The organism is Shewanella sp. 30m-14, from assembly GCF_052977125.1.
Genome location: NZ_JBRILW010000002.1, coordinates 57751 through 75930, shown reverse-complemented (window position 1 = coordinate 75930; position 18180 = coordinate 57751). Strand labels below are relative to the sequence as shown.

Annotated in this window: 16 protein-coding genes; 8 read left to right on the top strand and 8 right to left on the bottom strand. The window is 44.3% G+C overall.

Translation table 11 applies throughout. The features are described from left to right. Positions 1 to 53: 53 nt before the first annotated feature. On the bottom strand, positions 54 to 1481 hold the full coding sequence (locus ACVBIU_RS02120) for a coniferyl aldehyde dehydrogenase (RefSeq protein WP_447162928.1): 1428 nt from the start codon (positions 1479 to 1481) through the stop codon (positions 54 to 56). Positions 1482 to 1662: 181 nt separating this feature from the next. Between ACVBIU_RS02120 and ACVBIU_RS02115 the strand changes: the two genes are divergently transcribed. The 3 genes from ACVBIU_RS02115 to ACVBIU_RS02105 all read left to right on the top strand — a co-directional run bounded on the left by ACVBIU_RS02115 (position 1663) and on the right by ACVBIU_RS02105 (position 3233). Further along, a complete protein-coding gene (locus ACVBIU_RS02115; protein ID WP_447159522.1) occupies positions 1663 to 2043 on the top strand; it encodes an STAS/SEC14 domain-containing protein in 381 nt (126 codons plus the stop codon). A 127-nt stretch (positions 2044 to 2170) separates the two neighbouring features. Beyond that, entirely contained in the window at positions 2171 to 2602 is a 432-nt protein-coding gene (locus ACVBIU_RS02110) for a universal stress protein (protein WP_447159523.1), read from the top strand. Positions 2603 to 2789: 187 nt separating this feature from the next. Next, positions 2790 to 3233 carry a universal stress protein gene (locus ACVBIU_RS02105; RefSeq protein ID WP_447159524.1) on the top strand — a complete coding sequence of 148 codons (444 nt, stop codon included), beginning with the start codon at positions 2790 to 2792 and terminating at the stop codon, positions 3231 to 3233. Positions 3234 to 3434: 201 nt separating this feature from the next. Here the strand turns inward: ACVBIU_RS02105 and ACVBIU_RS02100 are convergent, their stop codons facing one another. From ACVBIU_RS02100 to ACVBIU_RS02090, 3 genes are read right to left on the bottom strand one after another with little or no spacing between them, the layout of a single operon-like run. Then, positions 3435 to 4013: a DUF924 family protein gene (locus ACVBIU_RS02100; RefSeq protein WP_447159525.1), complete on the bottom strand. Its 579-nt coding sequence runs from the start codon at positions 4011 to 4013 to the stop codon at positions 3435 to 3437. Positions 4014 to 4015: 2 nt separating this feature from the next. Next, complete coding sequence (locus tag ACVBIU_RS02095) at positions 4016 to 5536, bottom strand: PH domain-containing protein (protein WP_447159526.1); 1521 nt, start codon at positions 5534 to 5536, stop codon at positions 4016 to 4018. Further along, positions 5526 to 6395, bottom strand: a complete 870-nt coding sequence (locus tag ACVBIU_RS02090) for a PH domain-containing protein (protein ID WP_447162927.1) — start codon at positions 6393 to 6395, stop codon at positions 5526 to 5528. Before ACVBIU_RS02090 ends, ACVBIU_RS02095 begins: the two co-directional genes overlap by 11 nt. Before the next feature lie 185 nt (positions 6396 to 6580). On the opposite strand from ACVBIU_RS02090, the gene ACVBIU_RS02085 reads away from it, so the two are divergent. The 4 genes from ACVBIU_RS02085 (at position 6581) to torR (ending at position 9734) form a co-directional block, all read left to right on the top strand. After that, positions 6581 to 6877, top strand: coding sequence for a winged helix-turn-helix domain-containing protein (locus ACVBIU_RS02085; RefSeq protein WP_447159528.1), 297 nt, complete (start codon positions 6581 to 6583; stop codon positions 6875 to 6877). A 173-nt stretch (positions 6878 to 7050) separates the two neighbouring features. Then, the gene (locus tag ACVBIU_RS02080) at positions 7051 to 7875 is read left to right on the top strand and encodes an ion transporter (protein WP_447159529.1); all 825 of its coding nucleotides are present in this window, start codon (positions 7051 to 7053) and stop codon (positions 7873 to 7875) included. A 198-nt stretch (positions 7876 to 8073) separates the two neighbouring features. After that, entirely contained in the window at positions 8074 to 8811 is a 738-nt protein-coding gene (locus ACVBIU_RS02075; RefSeq protein WP_447159530.1) for a TorF family putative porin, read from the top strand. Positions 8812 to 9023: 212 nt separating this feature from the next. Continuing rightward, entirely contained in the window at positions 9024 to 9734 is a 711-nt protein-coding gene (gene torR, locus ACVBIU_RS02070; protein WP_447159531.1) for a two-component system response regulator TorR, read from the top strand. A 175-nt stretch (positions 9735 to 9909) separates the two neighbouring features. Here the strand turns inward: torR and ACVBIU_RS02065 are convergent, their stop codons facing one another. Then, positions 9910 to 10443, bottom strand: a complete 534-nt coding sequence (locus ACVBIU_RS02065; RefSeq protein WP_447162926.1) for a dihydrofolate reductase family protein — start codon at positions 10441 to 10443, stop codon at positions 9910 to 9912. A gap of 150 nt (positions 10444 to 10593) precedes the next feature. Further along, the gene (torT, locus tag ACVBIU_RS02060; protein ID WP_447162925.1) at positions 10594 to 11658 is read right to left on the bottom strand and encodes a TMAO reductase system periplasmic protein TorT; all 1065 of its coding nucleotides are present in this window, start codon (positions 11656 to 11658) and stop codon (positions 10594 to 10596) included. 138 nt (positions 11659 to 11796) lie between these two features. Between torT and torS the strand changes: the two genes are divergently transcribed. Continuing rightward, positions 11797 to 14874 (top strand): TMAO reductase system sensor histidine kinase/response regulator TorS, encoded by a 3078-nt coding sequence (gene torS, locus ACVBIU_RS02055; RefSeq protein WP_447162924.1) that lies wholly within the window; start codon positions 11797 to 11799, stop codon positions 14872 to 14874. 131 nt (positions 14875 to 15005) lie between these two features. Here the strand turns inward: torS and torD are convergent, their stop codons facing one another. Beyond that, positions 15006 to 15671 carry a molecular chaperone TorD gene (gene torD, locus ACVBIU_RS02050; RefSeq protein ID WP_447162923.1) on the bottom strand — a complete coding sequence of 222 codons (666 nt, stop codon included), beginning with the start codon at positions 15669 to 15671 and terminating at the stop codon, positions 15006 to 15008. Further along, the gene (gene torA, locus ACVBIU_RS02045) at positions 15668 to 18166 is read right to left on the bottom strand and encodes a trimethylamine-N-oxide reductase TorA (RefSeq protein ID WP_447159536.1); all 2499 of its coding nucleotides are present in this window, start codon (positions 18164 to 18166) and stop codon (positions 15668 to 15670) included. The genes torD and torA overlap by 4 nt, the downstream gene beginning before the upstream one ends. Positions 18167 to 18180: the final 14 nt, after the last annotated feature.

The following is an 18180-nucleotide window of genomic DNA, read 5'->3' as shown; positions in this document are numbered from 1 at the left end:
GTTAAAGCTTGTAAGCTTTATGCTTAATAAACGTAAGTCTATAAAATAAAAGCTTAACGTAAGAAAAGTTTCATCAGGATGCGTTGAATAATGCCACCGTAAGGCGGATGCACCAGTTTACCTGTATTGAGGTATTTTCCGCGGCTAAGTACTGTTTTTGCATGGCTTAGGGTTAAGAAGCCTTCTTTACCGTGATAATGCCCCATACCCGATGGGCCGATACCACCAAAAGGTGCATCATCAGCTGCTACGTGAAAAACGGTTTCGTTAATACAGACGCCACCAGAGTGAGTGTTTGCCAGAACCCGTTGCTGGGTGTCTTTATTAAAGCTCATCAGGTACAAGGCCAGTGGGCGAGGGCGCTGATTGATATAAGCGATAGCCTCTTCTAGGTTGTCGTATGGGATCACGGGTAATAGTGGGCCAAAAATCTCTTCTTGTAGCAACAACATATCATCTGAACTGTTTTGGATAAGTTGAGTTGGCACCTTACGCTTATCAGTATTAATGGCTTCATCGTTCGCGCTAATAATCGTAGCGCCTTTGGCTTTAGCATCTTCGAGTACATGCATAATACGGTCGAATTGGCGTTGATTGATCACACTGCCATAATCTTTATTGTCGCTGACCTTACCGTACATGCGAGTGAACTTATTCTTATAAGCTTGGATAAAACTATCCACCTTGTTACGTGGCACTAGAACATAATCTGGAGCGACACAAATTTGCCCCGCATTTAAGCATTTACCATAGATCATACGTTCAACGGCGATATCCATGTCGATATCATCAGCAACAATAACCGGAGACTTACCACCCAGTTCAAGGGTCACCGGGGTGAGGTTGTCAGCTGCGGCGCGCATCACATGGCGACCAACAGTGGTTGAGCCGGTAAACAGTATGTGGTCGAACGGTAGTGCTGAAAATTCTGCCGCGACCTCGGCTTCCCCTTCAACACACACCACGTGAGTGTCATCAAAGATACTGCTGAGCATAGTCTTAATGACTTGGTTAGTTTCAGGGGTAAACTCAGACAATTTAATCATCGCGCGGTTACCCGCTGCCAGCGCAGTTATCAGCGGCCCTACAGAGAGCATGATGGGGAAGTTCCATGGCACGATAATACCAACGACCCCTAATGGCTGGTAATGAACTTTGATTTTAGCTGGCGCTAATAATAAACCCGCGTGACGAGAGCTAGGCTTCATCCACTTCTTAAGATGTTTTAGGCTGTAATTAATATTGTTAATACAAGGCATGATGTCAGAGATCATGCTGTCATCTATTGAGCGGTTGCCGTAGTCGCGGTTTAGGGCTTCTACGAGTTGGTCTTGATAGTTAAGTATGGCGGCTTTAAGGCTTTTGAGATGTTCAACTCTGGCGTCATAGCTTGGTGCGGGTTGATTTACATAGCAGCTACGCTGTTTGATTAGCATCTGTGAGAGTGGTTGAGCAGTCTTATTATCGATATGCAAATTCATTAGCTGAGCTCCAGAGGTGGCTTTAAAGTAACCGACTGATTAGTCGGTCTAATGGTAATGAAGTTTTGTTTAAAGAGCAAATATCAGTTTAAATCGTGACCGAGATCAAATTTAATCATCGTGAGAGTTCTAGAATTGAGGTAAGTAAAAGCAAACATTATTCATAAAAAAGGATCATCAAATGAGTCAAGATAGACATGGTGTATCAGTTGGAATTGAACGCAGTGGTAACACGTTTTACATGACGTTTGTTGCTGTTGGTAAGCTAACCCATGAAGATTATGAATACATGGTTCCTATGCTTGAATCTGCGATTGCAGGTGTTGAAGCCCCAGAAATCAATCTGCTAGCAGATATCTCTGAACTGGATGGTTGGGAGTTGCGCGCCGCATGGGATGATCTAAAGGTCGGCATTGCTCATGGCAAAGCGTTTAAGAAGATAGCTATTGTCGGTGAGGGGCGCGTCCAGCATTGGATGGCAAAAATTGCGGATTGGTTTACTCCTGGCGATGCTAAGTTCTTTGAGCGTAAAAAAGAGGCGCGTGAGTGGCTTAATGACTAACCTTAATGTGAGGAAATAGCGTTACGTTACGTTTTCGTGATTACATAAAATAATAGTATTAAGTCTTTGCCATAACGCAGTATTTATCATGGCGATAGCAAGCGAATAATGTTTGGAGGAAATAATTATGCGTAGTCGTCAAATCTTATGTCCAACGGATTTTTCAGACACTGCTTCTCATGCACTAAAGTATGCGATAGAAATGGCGAATCTATATCATGTGGGTCTACGTATCGTGCATGTCATTGAGCAGCCAATGGGGGTTGATAATTATCAAATTCTTACCGTCACGCCTGAAGAGCTCGCACAGAGTATGGAAGACAACGCTGCTGAGAATATGAAACAGTTATTAACCGAGCTCAATAGTGAGCTTTCAGTTGAGTCGGTTATTCGTCACGGCAGCGCCGCTGAGCAGATCCTTAAAGAGGCCGAGGGCTCGGAATCTGGAATGATAGTCATTGCCAGTCATGGCCGCACCGGACTGTCGCATTTTTTACATTCTAACGTTTCAGAAGCTGTGGCTAACCGTGCTCTGTGCCCGGTATTGGTAGTGAAATAGCATGCGATAAGATATCGCGCTAACCGTTAGAAGCATAAGTTGTTAGAAACATAGGTTGTTAGCGCATGCTAGTTGTTTGAAGCTAACAGAAAGTCGCTTTCTGTAAATTGTTCACTGTTGCTCTAATGCAGTGAGCCTTTGATGATTAAAGCAATCAAGCTCGTTAAGGTTTGATTGAGGAGAGGTTATGCGTACCCGACAAATTTTATGTCCGACGGATTTTTCCCTAACGGCATCTCATGCACAACGTTATGCGATTGAGATGGCAAACCTATATGGTGTGAGTTTACGACTGGTACATGTAATGAGTGAGCCTTTTAGTGAACATTATTACGGCATTGCAGTTGAATCAGCAGAGAAGTTAGAAAAGCAGATAGAGGTTGCAGCACGTGAAAATCTTGAGAAGTTACAGCTGCAGATCCAAGCGGAATTAAACCATGGTCTAACCGTGAAAACCGTAATGCGTAAAGGTGATACCTTAGAAGAGCTGCTTGAGGAGGCTGAAGTGGGCGAGGTGGGTATGATCGTTATCGCCAGCCATGGCCGTAAGGGAATTTCGCACTTATTAAGCCCTAATATCGCAGAAGGGTTAGCCAACAAAGCTAAGTGCCCAGTGCTGGTGGTGAAGTAAGCTTAACTTAACAAGCTTCATTTAGCCTCACACTGACTATTTGGGCTCAGATCTGACGATCGAAGCCTATTGGCAAATAAAGCCGCCTCGGGTAATGACCTGAGGCGGCTTTATTGTGCAGCTAAGCTTAAGGCTATGACTAAGCCTATAACTAAGACTAAGTTTACGCTGGCGTCTAGCGGGCTGCATAAACATGCAGAGCTAAAAGCTTGAACCTGGCTGTTGTAAAAAGGCGATTTCCTCAGCGGTGGATTCACGCTTTAAAATTGCGTTTCTGTGCGGGTAGCGACCAAATTGGTCGATAATTGCTTTATGTTTAATTTCGAAATCTAAATTGCCCTGAGCGGCTTCTCGGCCAAATAACCTTAAGGCAACCTCATGTATGACTGATGATTCGCTGTGCATATAGGGCATAAACAAAAAAGGCACCTGTTTGCCCTTAAGTTCGGAGTCGATTTTAAGTGCTACCGCTTCTTGAGCAAGCACCAGCGCAATAGGATCGGCTGCAAAAGACTGTGGGGTGCCGCGGTAGATGTTGCGAGAGAACTGATCTAAGACGATGATTTCAGCCAATCGTCCCTCAGGTGTGGTGCGCCAATGATATAGCTCTCCTTGCATGGCAGCGGCTAATAAGTCTGCATATCGCTGCTCAATTAAGGCATCAAACTCTAGGTCTTTTATCCACCACTGCTTAGGTTCAATCTCTTCAAACCAGAAATGAATAATCATGTCAGGTGTCATGGAATGAGCTGGTATCTTTGCTGGTACAGGTGTGTTCATGGCTATATCCAATTTCGATGATCGTTATTAATCAGCGCAAGTGATCGCTCTGCAATGTCTCGCGCCACTGTGATTGAAATATAAGGCAGTTTTACTGTACCACTCGCAAGGCCAATTTCAAGGTTTGCTAAACCACTGCGTTTTTGATTTGGCGATTGAGAAATTGCAACATGCTGCACTTTGCTAAGTGCAATGAGTTGCCAACTATGGCCGAGTAAACCTGAGTGAAACCAAAGGTTATTATCTTTAAGTAGATAACCATACTGACGGTACTTAAGATAAATACCAAGGCTGAATAATCCAGCTGCAAGCCATAAAATATCGGTAAAGAGGTTTAAGCCTAAAAAGTAAGTGTTAATAGCGGGGACTAATAATGGTAATAAACCTCGACGCCAAAACCAACCTAAGTGGATCCCTTGATAGCGATTAGGTAGCTGCAGCGAGGTGGCTTCGATGCCGTTAAGCTGTGGTAATAAATTAGCAATATTTTTAACTGACATACTAGGGACAAGCATATTGCTGCTGCCTTGCTTTTCAATTTCATGTCCCTGGACTTGTTTAAAATACACTGTCCATAACTTAAGGAGCCTGCCGACTAGCGGTTGGTAGAATTTAATGACCTGGATGCGCTTAATTGCCAGAGCATCATTTTGTTTAGCAATAATACCGCCAGTACGGTGCAAAGTATTGCCGCTACGGCTGAGTTTGTAAGGAAAGTATTTCAGCACAGCTGAAGTAATCGATAGGATCGAAAATAGCAGGTAAAACAGAACTAAAGCGAGACAAGCAAACAAGATTTGTAGCAAAGTATGGCTGGCAATATTGCTGTCATACCAAGCTAAAAACAGCTGAACTTGCTGTAGGTTTTCCATTGACTCCCAGTCAAGTTGGCCAAAAATAGGGCCTAAAATGACCGCTAACCAAATAGCATTATTTTGATAAAATCCAAATAGCAGTAGCTGTTTTAAGCTTTTACGGCTAAGCGTATTAACCTGGTTAGATTTGTGTTGGCTTTGTGATGGGTCGTTAACCTGAGCGATTTCGCTTTGAGGTCCATGGGCATCATGCTCAGCCATTAACTGTTTTTTAAGGGCGAGGGCATCTTTATAATCAAGGGCTGACAGCTCCGCTTCATTATTTTTAGAGCCTGCGGTTTCAACAATAATGCGGTAGAGCCCTACAGGGCGAAAATATAACGGCTGCTCTAAGCGTACATTTTGGATTTTAGCAAATGGTAGCTCGTCCGCTTTTTTAAAGACAATGCCATGCCTGATGATGAGCTTGTCGACAGTCACTTTAAAGCGAAACTTGAGCCATTGCAGCACACTAAAAATAAAGATGGCACTAATAATCCCTGCAATGGCAATGATAACCCAATGGCTGCTAAAGCCTTTTTGCCACCCGGTATAAACGACAGGGATGATGGCATAACCACTGCTGAGTAATTGCTTTATGGCGAGCAAGGTAAAGCTGATGATTGACCAGGCTGAAAGCGACGACCATTGAGAGAATTTATGTGTCATCGCTATGGCCTTGCTGAGCCGCCATGTTCTTCTCGTATGACTCTTCTTTAGCCGCACTTGTTGTATCAGCGGCCAATAGTGAACTTTTCGTTTGGCTTGCTTGTGCTTGGTCTGGCTCAGGTTGCTGTAATTTAGTCTCTGCTGCGGCCTTTGGGTTCGCTTTAGCGGCCTGGGCTAACAAATGTTGGCGCAGACGTTCAGCGGTTTGCTGCTCTATGCCTGGCAGTTCTATTTCTGCTGAGCCGCTACCAGCACTGAAACATTTAATTGTGGCGAGGTTAAAGTGGCGCTCAAGCGGCCCGTGAGACACGCTAACGTGCTGCAATCTAGAATAGGGTAGCGAGGTGCGTTTAACCCACCAAAAGCCTTGCTGCATAATCAGTTCGTGGTCACAAACAGCATAAGCAAGGGACTTGGCATGTTGATAGCGTAGATAGCTCCCTAGGCTAATGATTAATAATGCTGTGGTGCTAACTCCAAGGATTTTTGTGAGGTAGAAATCACCGGGAATAATAATTATCAATGATGCGGCAACCAGTAATAAGCAGCTAAATATCAGGCTTTCGATATTCACTTGGGTGTAGTGCTTGGCATCGACGGGGTCGAGTGGTACTTGATCGAAGCTTAGCCAGTCACTTTCTGGTATCGGGGTATGGCTATTACGATTGATTGTAATGATAGGCTCTGACGTGGGCGCTTTTGCAGCTATAGGCACTGAGCTAGGATTATCAATCTCTTCCAGCGCAATACTCGTCTGCTTCATGTCTGCAAGGTTTGAGGGGTGAGATTGATGTTTTATTGCTGCTTTTTGTTCAGGAGTCACTTCATGCCCTAGTTTACTGTCCGTGTCACTATTCATGTGTCACCGTTAACGTTATCGCTTTTTACCTTTCATCGACTATATCAGCATGGCAGAGGTTGTTGCTACAGCGAGACATATTTAGCAACATATTGTGATTTACTTGCCAGTGCGAGCTGTTTGCGACTTGTTATTTATTGTCAATGACGTACTTTATCGGCAATGCCCTTAATAATAAGAACCTTATGAGTCTCAACTTTACCGCATCTAAGCAGCAAAAGGCTTTGCTACGAAAGCTATATATTGCCTATCTGATCGACAGTGAAAGACATAACTTACTGTCTTTGCATAAGCTCACCGAAATGCCGCGTCGCACATTGCAAGACGCTATTGTTGCTTTGGCTGATCTCGCGATTGAGTGTGAGTTTGTGCAAGAGGGGGAGCGCAATAATGCCGGTTTTTACCAAATTAACCATTGGGGCGCCATTAACCGTGAATGGGTGGTGGAGCATTTATCCGAAATCGAAGCTCAACTTAACTAATCCAGCCAGAGGGAGCTTTCTCGCTCCCTAATCTCGTTTCTCTGCCTTTGATTTAACACAAAATTAAGCCTTGCTGATTACACTGCGCGATCCTTTGGCTAGCGTAGCGTTTGCTTGCGTGGTCTAGAGCAGTTTTATTGCCTTTTTAATCCCATTTTAAATAGGAGCACAGCGTGCTTGCGAATGTTTCTGGCTTACAGTCAAAACTCAAAAAAATTGATAACAGTAAGTTTTTTCAAGGCTTCATTATCTTCGTTATTGTGGTTTCTGCTCTGTCGATTGGCGCACATACCTACCACTTACCGAGTTGGATGGAGAGTAGCCTCGTGGTGCTCGATATCGGTATCACGGTGTTTTTTGCTATAGAGCTTATTATTCGCTTTCTTGCCAGTGACGGGCCGAAGCGATTTTTTAGCAATGGCTGGAACCTCTTCGACACCATTATTGTTATCGGAAGCCTTATTCCAGCTGGTGGTTCGGCGATATTGTTAGCGCGCCTATTACGTATTTTCAGGGTGTTGCGTTTAGTCTCGATGATCCCCGAGCTACGAATGCTGGTGAACGCCTTGCTTAAAGCCATCCCCCGAATGGGCTATATCGCTTTGCTCATGTTTGTGATTTTCTATATATACGGCGCTATAGGCAGCATGTTCTTCGCTCACATTAATGATTTCTTGTGGGGAGATGTGTCCGTTGCCATGTTGACGCTATTTAGGATCTCTACCTTCGAATCATGGACATCGATAATGTATGAGACGATGGCGGTGTATCCATTGAGCTGGGTGTACTATTTAAGTTTTATCTTTTTAACGGCGTTTGTATTTTTAAATATGATGGTGGGTGCTGTACTGGATGTCATGACCCAAGAAACCGCGGCGATGCGCGGTGAGCAAGAGCCTCAAGATCCAATGGATAAGCCAGCGAGTGTTGCCGATGTAGCAGAGCTTAAGGGGCAGATTGAGGAGCTAAAGGGGTTATTGTTGAAGAAGGCCAGCTAAACTGAACAGGGTTTAGATAAATTGCACTATTCATATTTTTTCACAATGTTGGTTTTTTAGTTCATATCTACTCTCAAGGTCATTAATAACTTGAGAGTAAGATTTTTACCTAAGCTCAGATTATAAAATCGTAAATTAAAAGCTGTGATTAATAGCTTTAAATTAAAACTTAGATCGAAAACAGTTGGGATGATGATTATGAAATTTACACATGCGATTATGCTTGGTGGCCTAGCGATGGCGAGTATGGGCTCAGCAGTAGCCGCCGATGACAACGAACTTTTCGGTGGTCAAATTAGCGGTAATGTTAAGTTTGCAACTGACTATGTATTCCGTGGTGAATCCGAAACGATGGATGGCGACGTACCTGTAGTACAGGGGACTTTGGGCTGGGGCAATGATGATGGCTGGTACGCAGGTGCATTTGCGTCAAACATTAAGTTTGCCGATCCAAACCTTGAGATCGTAACTGCGCCATATATCGGTAAAGCGGGTGCCTTCGGAGATAGCGGCTTTACTTATGACGTAATGGTATTTTCATATCTTTATCCTGGTGCTTCCTATTCAAACTATACCGAATTATGGCTGCGTGTTGCTAAGCAATTTGGTCAGGCAAATGTTCAGCTTGAAGTCACACCGACATTAGACGATTGGTTTGGTGTTGATGGTTGGCAGGGTGTTAACTATGCTGTTCACCCAAGCTATGCTTTCAATAATGGCGTTAAGTTATCAGGTTCACTCGGTTACCAAGACCTTGATGGTGAAGGCGCCGAGGGCTGGACTCACTGGAACTTGGGTGTCGAAGCTAACTATGTAGGCTTAACTTTCGACCTTAGATACCATGGTAGTTCAGTTGGTGACTCTCACTTAGTTTATGGTACTCAAACTGAAATCTTCGATGACCGTGTCGTGTTTGGGGTCAGTAAAAGCTTCTAATGACATTGCTATTTTGATGAATTAATCACTACTCGCTAAAAGCCAACTTAAATTAAGTTGGCTTTTTTGTGTCTTATTTGTCGCTATAACTTGTGGCTATCTGTGACTTCCCACCTCAACGGCTCGCTTTACGTGTTAACTTGTGTATATTATGTGCCGCGTTTAAGCAGACACTTTTTATAGATAAAAGCGGTTTAGGGTTGAGGTGATATATGGGTTACCGAGTACTAGTTGTCGATGATGAAGCTGTCATTAGAGCTAGATTAAAAGGTTATTTTGAGAAAGAGGGCTATGAAGTGCTCGAAGCTCAAGATGGAGACCAGATGTGGCGTGAGTTTGAACGCCAACATATCGACTTGGTTATGCTTGATATTAATTTGCCCGGTGTTGATGGATTGAGCCTTGCGCGTGAGTTGCGTAGCAAGAGTCATGTGGGGATCATTCTGGTTACTGGGCGTGATGAAACCATAGACAAAATTGTTGGCCTAGAGATGGGCGCAGATGACTACGTCACCAAACCTTTCGAGCTAAGAGAACTGTTAGTTAGGGTAAAGAACTTACTCTGGCGCATGTCACTGGTGGCAAAGGCGGTTGCAGATAGTGCAGAGCAAGATGACCCCAATGACAATATCATTGCCTTCAATGATTATGTGTTAGAGCTTAATAGCCGGCAATTGACCCATAACGGTGAGCAAATTAAGTTAACTAAAGCCGAGTTTGAACTGCTAACCGCCTTTTCATTACACCCGCAGCAAGTGTTATCCCGTGAGCGTTTAATGCTACAAACTAGCCACAGAGATCAAGACGTTAACGACAGAACCATAGATGTGATCATTCGTCGACTGCGTAATAAGCTATCAGCTGAGCTCTTTGTCACCATCCACGGTGAAGGCTACTTATTTGCCGCGAAAGTGAAGGATTAATACCTAATTAGGCATTTTGTTATTTGAAGGTTTTGTCCTGGAACCGCCATTAATGGTGAACTTTCGGCTTACACTGGTTTTAGGGCAGAAGCGGAGCTAAAGGTCAACGCTAGACGGTATTTCAGCGCTAATATCGTGACGTTTAGCCCTACCTTTTTATAGAACTACGCGGCAGCTATCTCAGCCTTATATAGCTGTTTTGTACTAGACAGTCGACTAAGCGCTCTGCTTTTACATGCTTAAATTTAAGCGGTGATGCGAGTTTGCCAAAAAGCGGAATACCTTCGCCGAGTAATATCGGGATCGTGGTGATGATGAGCTCATCAATCAAGTCCTCCTGTAAGAAGCTTTGAATGGTCTTGCCGCCGTCGATATACAGGTTGTTATAGCCTTGAGCCTTAACTTGCTTTAGCACCTCGTTAAGAGGGCCATTCACTAAGAATACCTTCCCCTCTAATGCATCGGGTAATGCTGTTAATGTATGACTTAATACAAAAACGGGCTTAGTATAGGGCCAGTCTATGCCAAAACTGAGCACGATCTCTAATGTATTTCGTCCCATTATCAGTGCATCAACTCCGGTCATAAAGTCGCTGAAACCCAAGTCTGAACCATCGGGATTGGGGATATCATGTAACCAGTCAATTTTGTTATTTCTGTCAGCAATAAAGCCATCAAGACTGGTTGCGATATAAACGATATTAGTCATATAAACTTCTCAATTAAGCATCTCATTTAAAATTCGCCGTAGTCCGTAGTCCGTAGTCCATAGTCTATAGTCTATAGTCTATAGTCTTGCAGGTATCAACTCCATACGCCCATGATAATCTCAAGCTTAAAAGTCGTTGTTCTATTAGGCTCAATATTCAATGTTTACTCGGTAAATCGGGTAATAGTCCGCTGGAGGTAAACTGGTCTCGAGCACATTTTTGCTAATATGGCCTGGGTAAAGAGTGTGGATTTTGGGGCCGATATCACCGAAGGGTTTAGCCCCTTCAAGTTCTCGTACTGTAATGTCGATAGCCAACTTTCCTTGCAGAACCACCTGATCGTCGTTACTAAACTCCACTTTATCACGATAAATTCCGCGCAATATCGCTGGGGATAAATAGCTGCTGATAAGCTTTACTTTATCGGTTAGCTGATACTGACGCAGCATGCTAACCCCCGCCTCTATGGCTACAGCACTACCTAAAATATAATCTGGAGTTTGCTTACTGAGTAGGGACTCTAATTCATCACGGTACAGGTTGCGATTATTGTCGGCGTGGTGAATAGCGCTAATGCTAACTAAGCTGCCTTTTAACGCTGCAGATAGGCCTTGCTCAACAAGGTCGCTGCCACCTAATTTATCTGGGCCAGTTAACAAGGCAAGGTTGGCAGGCTTGTGGGCCTGTTGTTTAATATAGTGACCAGCAATATAGCCCATCTGATACCAGTTAACACCGATGCGAGTATTGATTTTTTCGTGAGCCAGCCGATTAACCAGCGCGATAACGGGTTTATTAATTGGGGCCTGGTAAAGGTCTAAAATATCGGGGCGAACACCACCGAGTAAAATCGCGTCAAAGTTGTGTTTCATACAGTTATCGAGCTGGCTTAACTGCTTGTCTACGCCGTAATAACCACCGGCTTCGAATAGCGCCAGTTCGAGATTTAATTGCTTTGCTTGTTGCACTAATCCGTAGTTAATTCCGGTCCAGTAGGTGTCTTTTAGGTGAGGTACGAGCGCACAAATTCGCCATATTTTTTTAGATGAGGTGAGCGGTATGAGTTCGATTGCAGTCCTTTGCTGCTGTATGCTCTCAAAGGGCGTTCTTTGCTCTAATAACCAAGGTGAGGCTGTTTCTGCGGCGGTTAAAAGCGGACTTAACAAACATAAGCCAACAAAGGGTAACAAACGCTGCAGCAGAATTTTTACCATGGTTAACATCCCTATGAATCGACTGAATAAGCGATTAATATTGTACCAGCTTAACAGATAACAGTGAGTGTATTGTTTTTGCCAAAATCACCTTTGCCTAAATTATCCCTATCAACAAAAAGCCTAACAGGTCGCCTTATGCTGGCTTTTGGTTTGCTAGCCTTATTATTGCTGCTGCTGGTTAGCCTAGGGAGTATTAGTCTGCGTTGGGTTCAAGAGGCAGATAAATATTTATATAACCGCGCGTTACCTGCATCAGAAGCGGCCAGTGAGTTGGCTCTTTCGAGTAATGCCTTAGCTGAAAATGCAAAACAATTAGGCCAGACACAAGATGAGTCTCAGCGTCAGTTTGTGGGGCGTAAGTTGTCAATTGAAAGCGCGACCATGGTTGGTGCAATTCAGATCCTCAAGGCGCTAGAGGTGAATTTCGACTTAAGTCTTGAGCAAAGCGCATCGGATATTATTGTCGACATTTCAAAGCTGGGTGAGCAGGTTGGCCAACGTATTGAGGTAGCTTACAATTTAAAAATGCAGGGCAAAGAGTTAGTCAATGCGGCCAATAAAAGTACCGAGTTACTCTTGGCGGAGCTCGCTATTGTTGATTCGGGTATTTTGTCTAAGCTGAGCCTAGCTTACCCCGAGGCGGTAGGCGCTGAAAAAACTGCGCAGTTACTCGATACATTGATTGAGCAAGATTTAGATACTCAAGAACGCCTCAATCGCGCGTTAAAAATAGTGCATAACATTGCGCTTATGGGGCAGATGTTCCAGTCTCCAGAACTGGAGTCCGGTATTTATAGTCTGCTGGGTAACATGAGCGGTCGTACCACTCCTGTGGTGCGCGACCTCTCTTTTCAAAATCGTGTACCTTTGCAGCTCCCGGCTAAACCTCTTGCCAGCAGAGGGAAAGCAGTGGCTGGCACATTTGGTGATGTTGAGAAAAGATACCTTTCTTCTCTGACAAGTCTAACAGCCATTATTCGTGACCCTAATCGCGCCAAAGCCTTATCTAAGCAATTTTCTCTACTGCAAAAGTTACCGAAAAGTATGATATTGCAACAGGAATACACCCAATACAATCGAGCGCAAGAGCTGCAACTACAACAGATAACCGACAAACTGGATGTACTCAATAAGGTGGTGGCGAATGCCATGCAGCAGCAACGTTTAGAAGCTGAGAATGCCAGAAGTGCCTATCTCAAGCAGCTAAGTTGGTCAAAATTGGGCCTGTGGGTGACAGGGCTATTGATGTTTTTGGTGATCTTTTTTGTGGTCTACAGAGTTATTTATAAAGGCATTGCACTTAAGCTTGATGCGGCGACTAAGGCGTTGGCCCAGCTGAGCCTTGGCAATACAGCAGTAACCATTGATACCCAAGGTGATGATGAACTCGCCGCGATGGCGAGTGCTATTAAAGCGTTTAAACAGAAAACTGACCATAACCAAAAATTACAGGCTGAATTACGTGATATCGCTGCCGAATTGTTTGAACATAAACAAGCGTTGGAAGCTAAGGTTGAGGCGAGAACACTTGAGCTTGCGGAAGCGAATATTCAGCTAGATAAAGAATCCAAAGGTCATGTGTTAGCCCGTGATATGGCTGAGCAAGCTAATCAGGCTAAGTCGCTGTTTTTGGCGACGATGAGTCATGAGATCCGTACGCCGCTTAATGGTCTACTGGGTACCTTAACCTTGCTTGGGCATTCTAACTTGCCAGCTGCTCAGCAACAGATGTTAGCACTCTCTCAATATAGCGGTACCTTGCTGCAAACCGTGTTGAACGACATTTTAGACTTCTCTCGCTTAGAGCAGAGAAAACTCGCTAATGAACCGCGCGCGGTCGATATTAACGAGTTACTCGATCAAGTGGTGGCAATTATGCTTGCCGGTGCCGGACTTGCTGGATTAACGCTGCGCTCCAATCATGCAGGCTTACCTCAATGGGTTTATATCGATGGGCCCAAACTCAGGCAGGTATTGCTTAATTTATTAGGCAACGCGATTAAGTTTACTCCTCGAGGCATGGTTGAGCTCACGGTTGAAGCTAAAGACAGTCAACTGCTGTTTACCGTGCAAGATACTGGTGTTGGTATTGATGCTAAAGCGATGAAAAAGCTTTTTAAAGCATACAGTAATGAGTCGAGTAAAGGCCGGGACCGTGGTACAGGTTTAGGCTTAGCTATTTGTAAGCAGCTTGTGGAATTAATGAATACCGGTGCAGAGACTGAAAATCATGGCGTCTGGGTAAAGAGTGAGCTGGGTAAAGGCAGTACCTTTGGTTTTTCACTCCCATTAATGCGTTGTGATAGACCCGATATTGAACTGCAAGCTACGGCTGTGCATGTTGAATCCAAACATATCTTAGTGATTGAAGATAATAAAATTAACGCCATGGTAGCTCAAGGCTTCTTAGCCCATTTGGGGCATACATCAGTATTAGCCCAAAGCTGCGAAGCGGCGCGGAAAATTTACCATCAACAAAGCGCAGAGCAGTTTGACGCCATCATGCTCGACATTCAACTTGGCGACGGTTCTGGGGTCGCATTATTGGCAGAGCTGCAGCAGGTGAATAAGCAGGCTCAGCATCAGATAGAAATTGCCGCATTTACCGCGCAGGTGCAAGCTGATGATATAGATAACTACCATGAAAAAGGCTTTAACCTAGTCTTGATGAAACCCTTAGACATGCAAGCCTTATCAAACTGGTTGGGGGAGGCAGAGCCCTCAGCAGGTAAAGAGCCGTCAGCGGGTAAAAAGCCTTCAGCGAATATAGAGCCATCAGCGGGTAAAAAGCCTTCAGCAAGTATAGAGCCCTCTGGGGGCAAACACCCTTCACCTTTTCAATTGCTCGATGAAGTCCAGTTAACTCAAGACTTAACTTACCTCGGCCTAGAAACTGTAATAGAGCTAGCAACGCTTTATCAAGACACCAGTCAGGTGCATTTTGACAATTTATTCAAGGATGATTCACTCAATAACAGGTTACTCAAAGACGGTGTCGATATTGGTCATATATTACATGCCCTAAAAGGGAGTAGTGCCAATATGGGCTTAGGTGAGTTATCAAAGCAGTGCAAGGCACTTGAAAAGTCCGGCTTAACTCTAAGCGAGTATCAAGCCAGCGAGCTTGAAATGCTCAAAGTATTATGGCAAGCATCAATCGCCCAATTACAGGCTTGGATAGAGCAGCAAAAATCTGAGCGTAACGGTTTGTAAAAGTGCAATCAATTAAGGTTCGCTGATCGATTAGCAGATGATTAACAGACATAAAAAAGCGTGAGAGAACTTAGGTTCACTCACGCTTTTTATGGACGGTTTTTAATAGACGCTTGGTAATAGCTTTGGGGTTAGCTTAATTCAGATGCTAACCATTCGGCATCAGACTTAACCCAAGAATAGGTGAGTCTTGCCAAAGCTTGATAGAAGTTACCACGATCAACTTTGGTGACTTTAGCCACAAAGTTATTTAGCCAATTAGCTAAGTTGTCTTGAATAAAGCTGAGCTGAGCAGCGTCATCACTATGGGTACAAAGGTGAGCGACATAAGCCAAGATCACCGCAAGGTGATCGGCAGGCTCTGGAAACTCGCTTTGTACTTGTAGCTGACTCTGCTTCAAAAACTCACTCATCTGCTGATGCTGCTCACCAAAGAGCAGTGGCTCATCGCCTTTTCTTGCTGGCTTGTTGTCTAAATACAAGCTTGCGTAGGGCGATGCACTGAATTTAGTGCCAACTAAGAACAAGCCACAATAATCAGCAGCAAGTTCTAGTAGTGCCTTATCGGTGTTAAGCGTAGCAAGCTCTGCAACCAAGGTATTTACATCGGCTTTAAAGGCGCTTTCACTGCTCAGTTGTGCCCAGAAAATCTGCGCTTGCTCACTGGTTAAATCATGCAGTGTTTTATGATCAATTTCTTTCGCAAACAATGACGAAAGTAATTGATAAATAGTGCTTCGAACCTGATTAACTGGGTTAACCTCTATTGACTTTGCGTTTACAGCATCTGTACTCATAGTGCTATCTCAACCGGACCACTGAATGAACTGACTGCAGGTACTTTACCTTGATACTTTTCGTAGTCAACAAGGCAAGTATAAGCAGAACAAGCCTGTGCAAGCTTAGAGGTACCGATATCTAGCGTTAGGGTATTTGGATCGCCATAACTGTCTAGCGCGCCAATTTCTGCACCACCTTCTTTGCTACCATCTTTGCCAACCGGCCCATACCAAGCACCCTCTTGAATACGGATAACGCCTTCAGGGAACTTATCCGATACTACGGCACCGGCAATAAGCTGACCACGGTCGTTAAATACACGTACAATATCGCCAGATTTAATGCCGCGTTTCTTGGCATCTTCTGGGTTTAAGTATACTGGCTCACGCCCTTTAACTGTGTAGGTTTCACGGAACTCGGTTGATTCACACATTTGTGAATGCAAGCGTTTGTCAGGATGACAAGACTGCAACCAAATTGGGTGCTTCTTAGAACCTGGACCGCCATGACTACGTTCAACCTTTTCCATCCAAGTTGGGTGGCCTGGGCAGTCATCATATTTGTAATTAGCTATTTTACGGCTGTAGATCTCAATCAGGCCAGAAGGGGTACCTAATGGATTGATCTCTGGGTCGTCTCTAAATGCCTGATGGCGAACCCAAGGTTTACCTTCACCAAAGTTTACATAGCCAGCTTGCCAGAACTCTTCAAATGATGGCATTTCAAACTTGCCTTTATTCGCCGCTTTACAATCGTTGTATAGCATCTCTAGCCACTGATGCTCGGTCATGCCGCGAGTGTACTCTTGTGCTTTACCTTCGCCTAACAATGCTGCAAATCGAGTGAATATTTCAAAATCTGACAGACTCTCGTATAGCGGCTCGACCATTTTCTGCATGGCAAGCAAGCCACGGTTAGCATAAGATCCGTAGACGTCGAGATCGTTACGTTCGAACGTGGTACAGGCTGGCAGCACGATATCAGAGAAACGACAAGCTGCAGTCCAGTTCATATCGATAGACACAATACACTCAAGCTTGAAGAAGGCTTCCTTCATGCGGTTACGGTCTTGGTGGTGGTTCCATGGGTTGTTACCAGAGAACACCATCATCTTAATGTCTGGGTAGGTGACCTTAGAGCCGTTTGCATCGATGGTTTTACCTGGTTCAAGAATTGAGTCAATCCAACGGGCAACAGGAATAACACTACTTGCACCTTTAAAGTCTGTGCTATCAAAAAGTTGCTTTTGGCCATCGTCAAGGTTACGTGGAAACGCACCTGGCGCCGCGGCACCTGAAGATGGAATACCAATACCTGAGTAATGGTGGCCATAGCTAATACCGCCGCCAGGCAAACCAATTTGGCCTATCATGGTCGCAAGTACCGCAGACATCCAGTATGGCTGCTCACCATGCTGCTGACGCTGTACACACCAACCCATCAAAATTTGAGTGCGGGCCTTGGTCATGACTTTTGCAAGATCACGGATAATCTCTGGTGAAACACCACAAATTTTTGATGCCCATTCAGGTGTTTTTTCAACACCATCAGTTTGGCCCTTTAGATAAGGTAAAAACTTGTCAAAGCCTAAGCTATAGCCTTCGATAAACTCATTATCGTGTAGGTTTTTTTCTACCATTTCATGGGCAATAGCCAGCATGAATGGCACGTCGGTTTGTGGGTTTATGTATAAATGCTCACAACCTAGGTATTTCTGTGTTTTGGAAACAACAGGGTCGATACTGATAACACGGATCTCGCCTTTAGCAACCTTCTCTTTTAACTGAGCAAGGTAGGCATATGATTCATGGGTTTCAGCATTCCAGCCAACCTGTAGGTTTTTGTATGGATCATTTGACCATAAAATAATCGTTTTAGAGTGTTCAAGGATCAGTGACCAAGAGGTACCTTGTGCATACACTTCGGTAGAGCCTAAGACGTAAGGCAAAATGGTTTGCCCTGCACCTGTTGAGTAGTCACCGACTTTTTTAACAAAATTACCGTGCATGGCGACTGCGCGCTGCATGTGGCTAGTACATGAGTGCAGCTGACCGGTTGCACGCCAACCTGTTTGTCCAGCGTGCAGTCCTGATGGACCATATTTTGTTTGAATAAGATCGAGTGAGTCTTTAAACAAGCCAAGTGCTTTGTCCCAGGTCACACGAACAAAGCGGAAGTCACCACGTTGTTTAGTGTCGCTTTGGTGACCTTTTAATAAAAAGTCTAAGCGAACCATTGGGTAGCGAATACGTGATTCGTTATAAACTAACCCTTTAATGCCGTTGATCATATCCGTTGGATACATATCGGTATCGAAAGGAATAACCTCAGAGATCACGCCATTTTTACGCTTCATCTTGAACGCACCCATGTGCGAACCTGTTGTAAGCCAGCCGTCACTTGCATCGGCACCTGATGCTGCTAACGCATTGAGAGGTGCAAGTACTGATGATCCGCTAAGTACGACATAAGATGTTCCTACTAAGCCTTTTAGAAAGTCTCTTCTGTTCATTGCATTATGTCCTA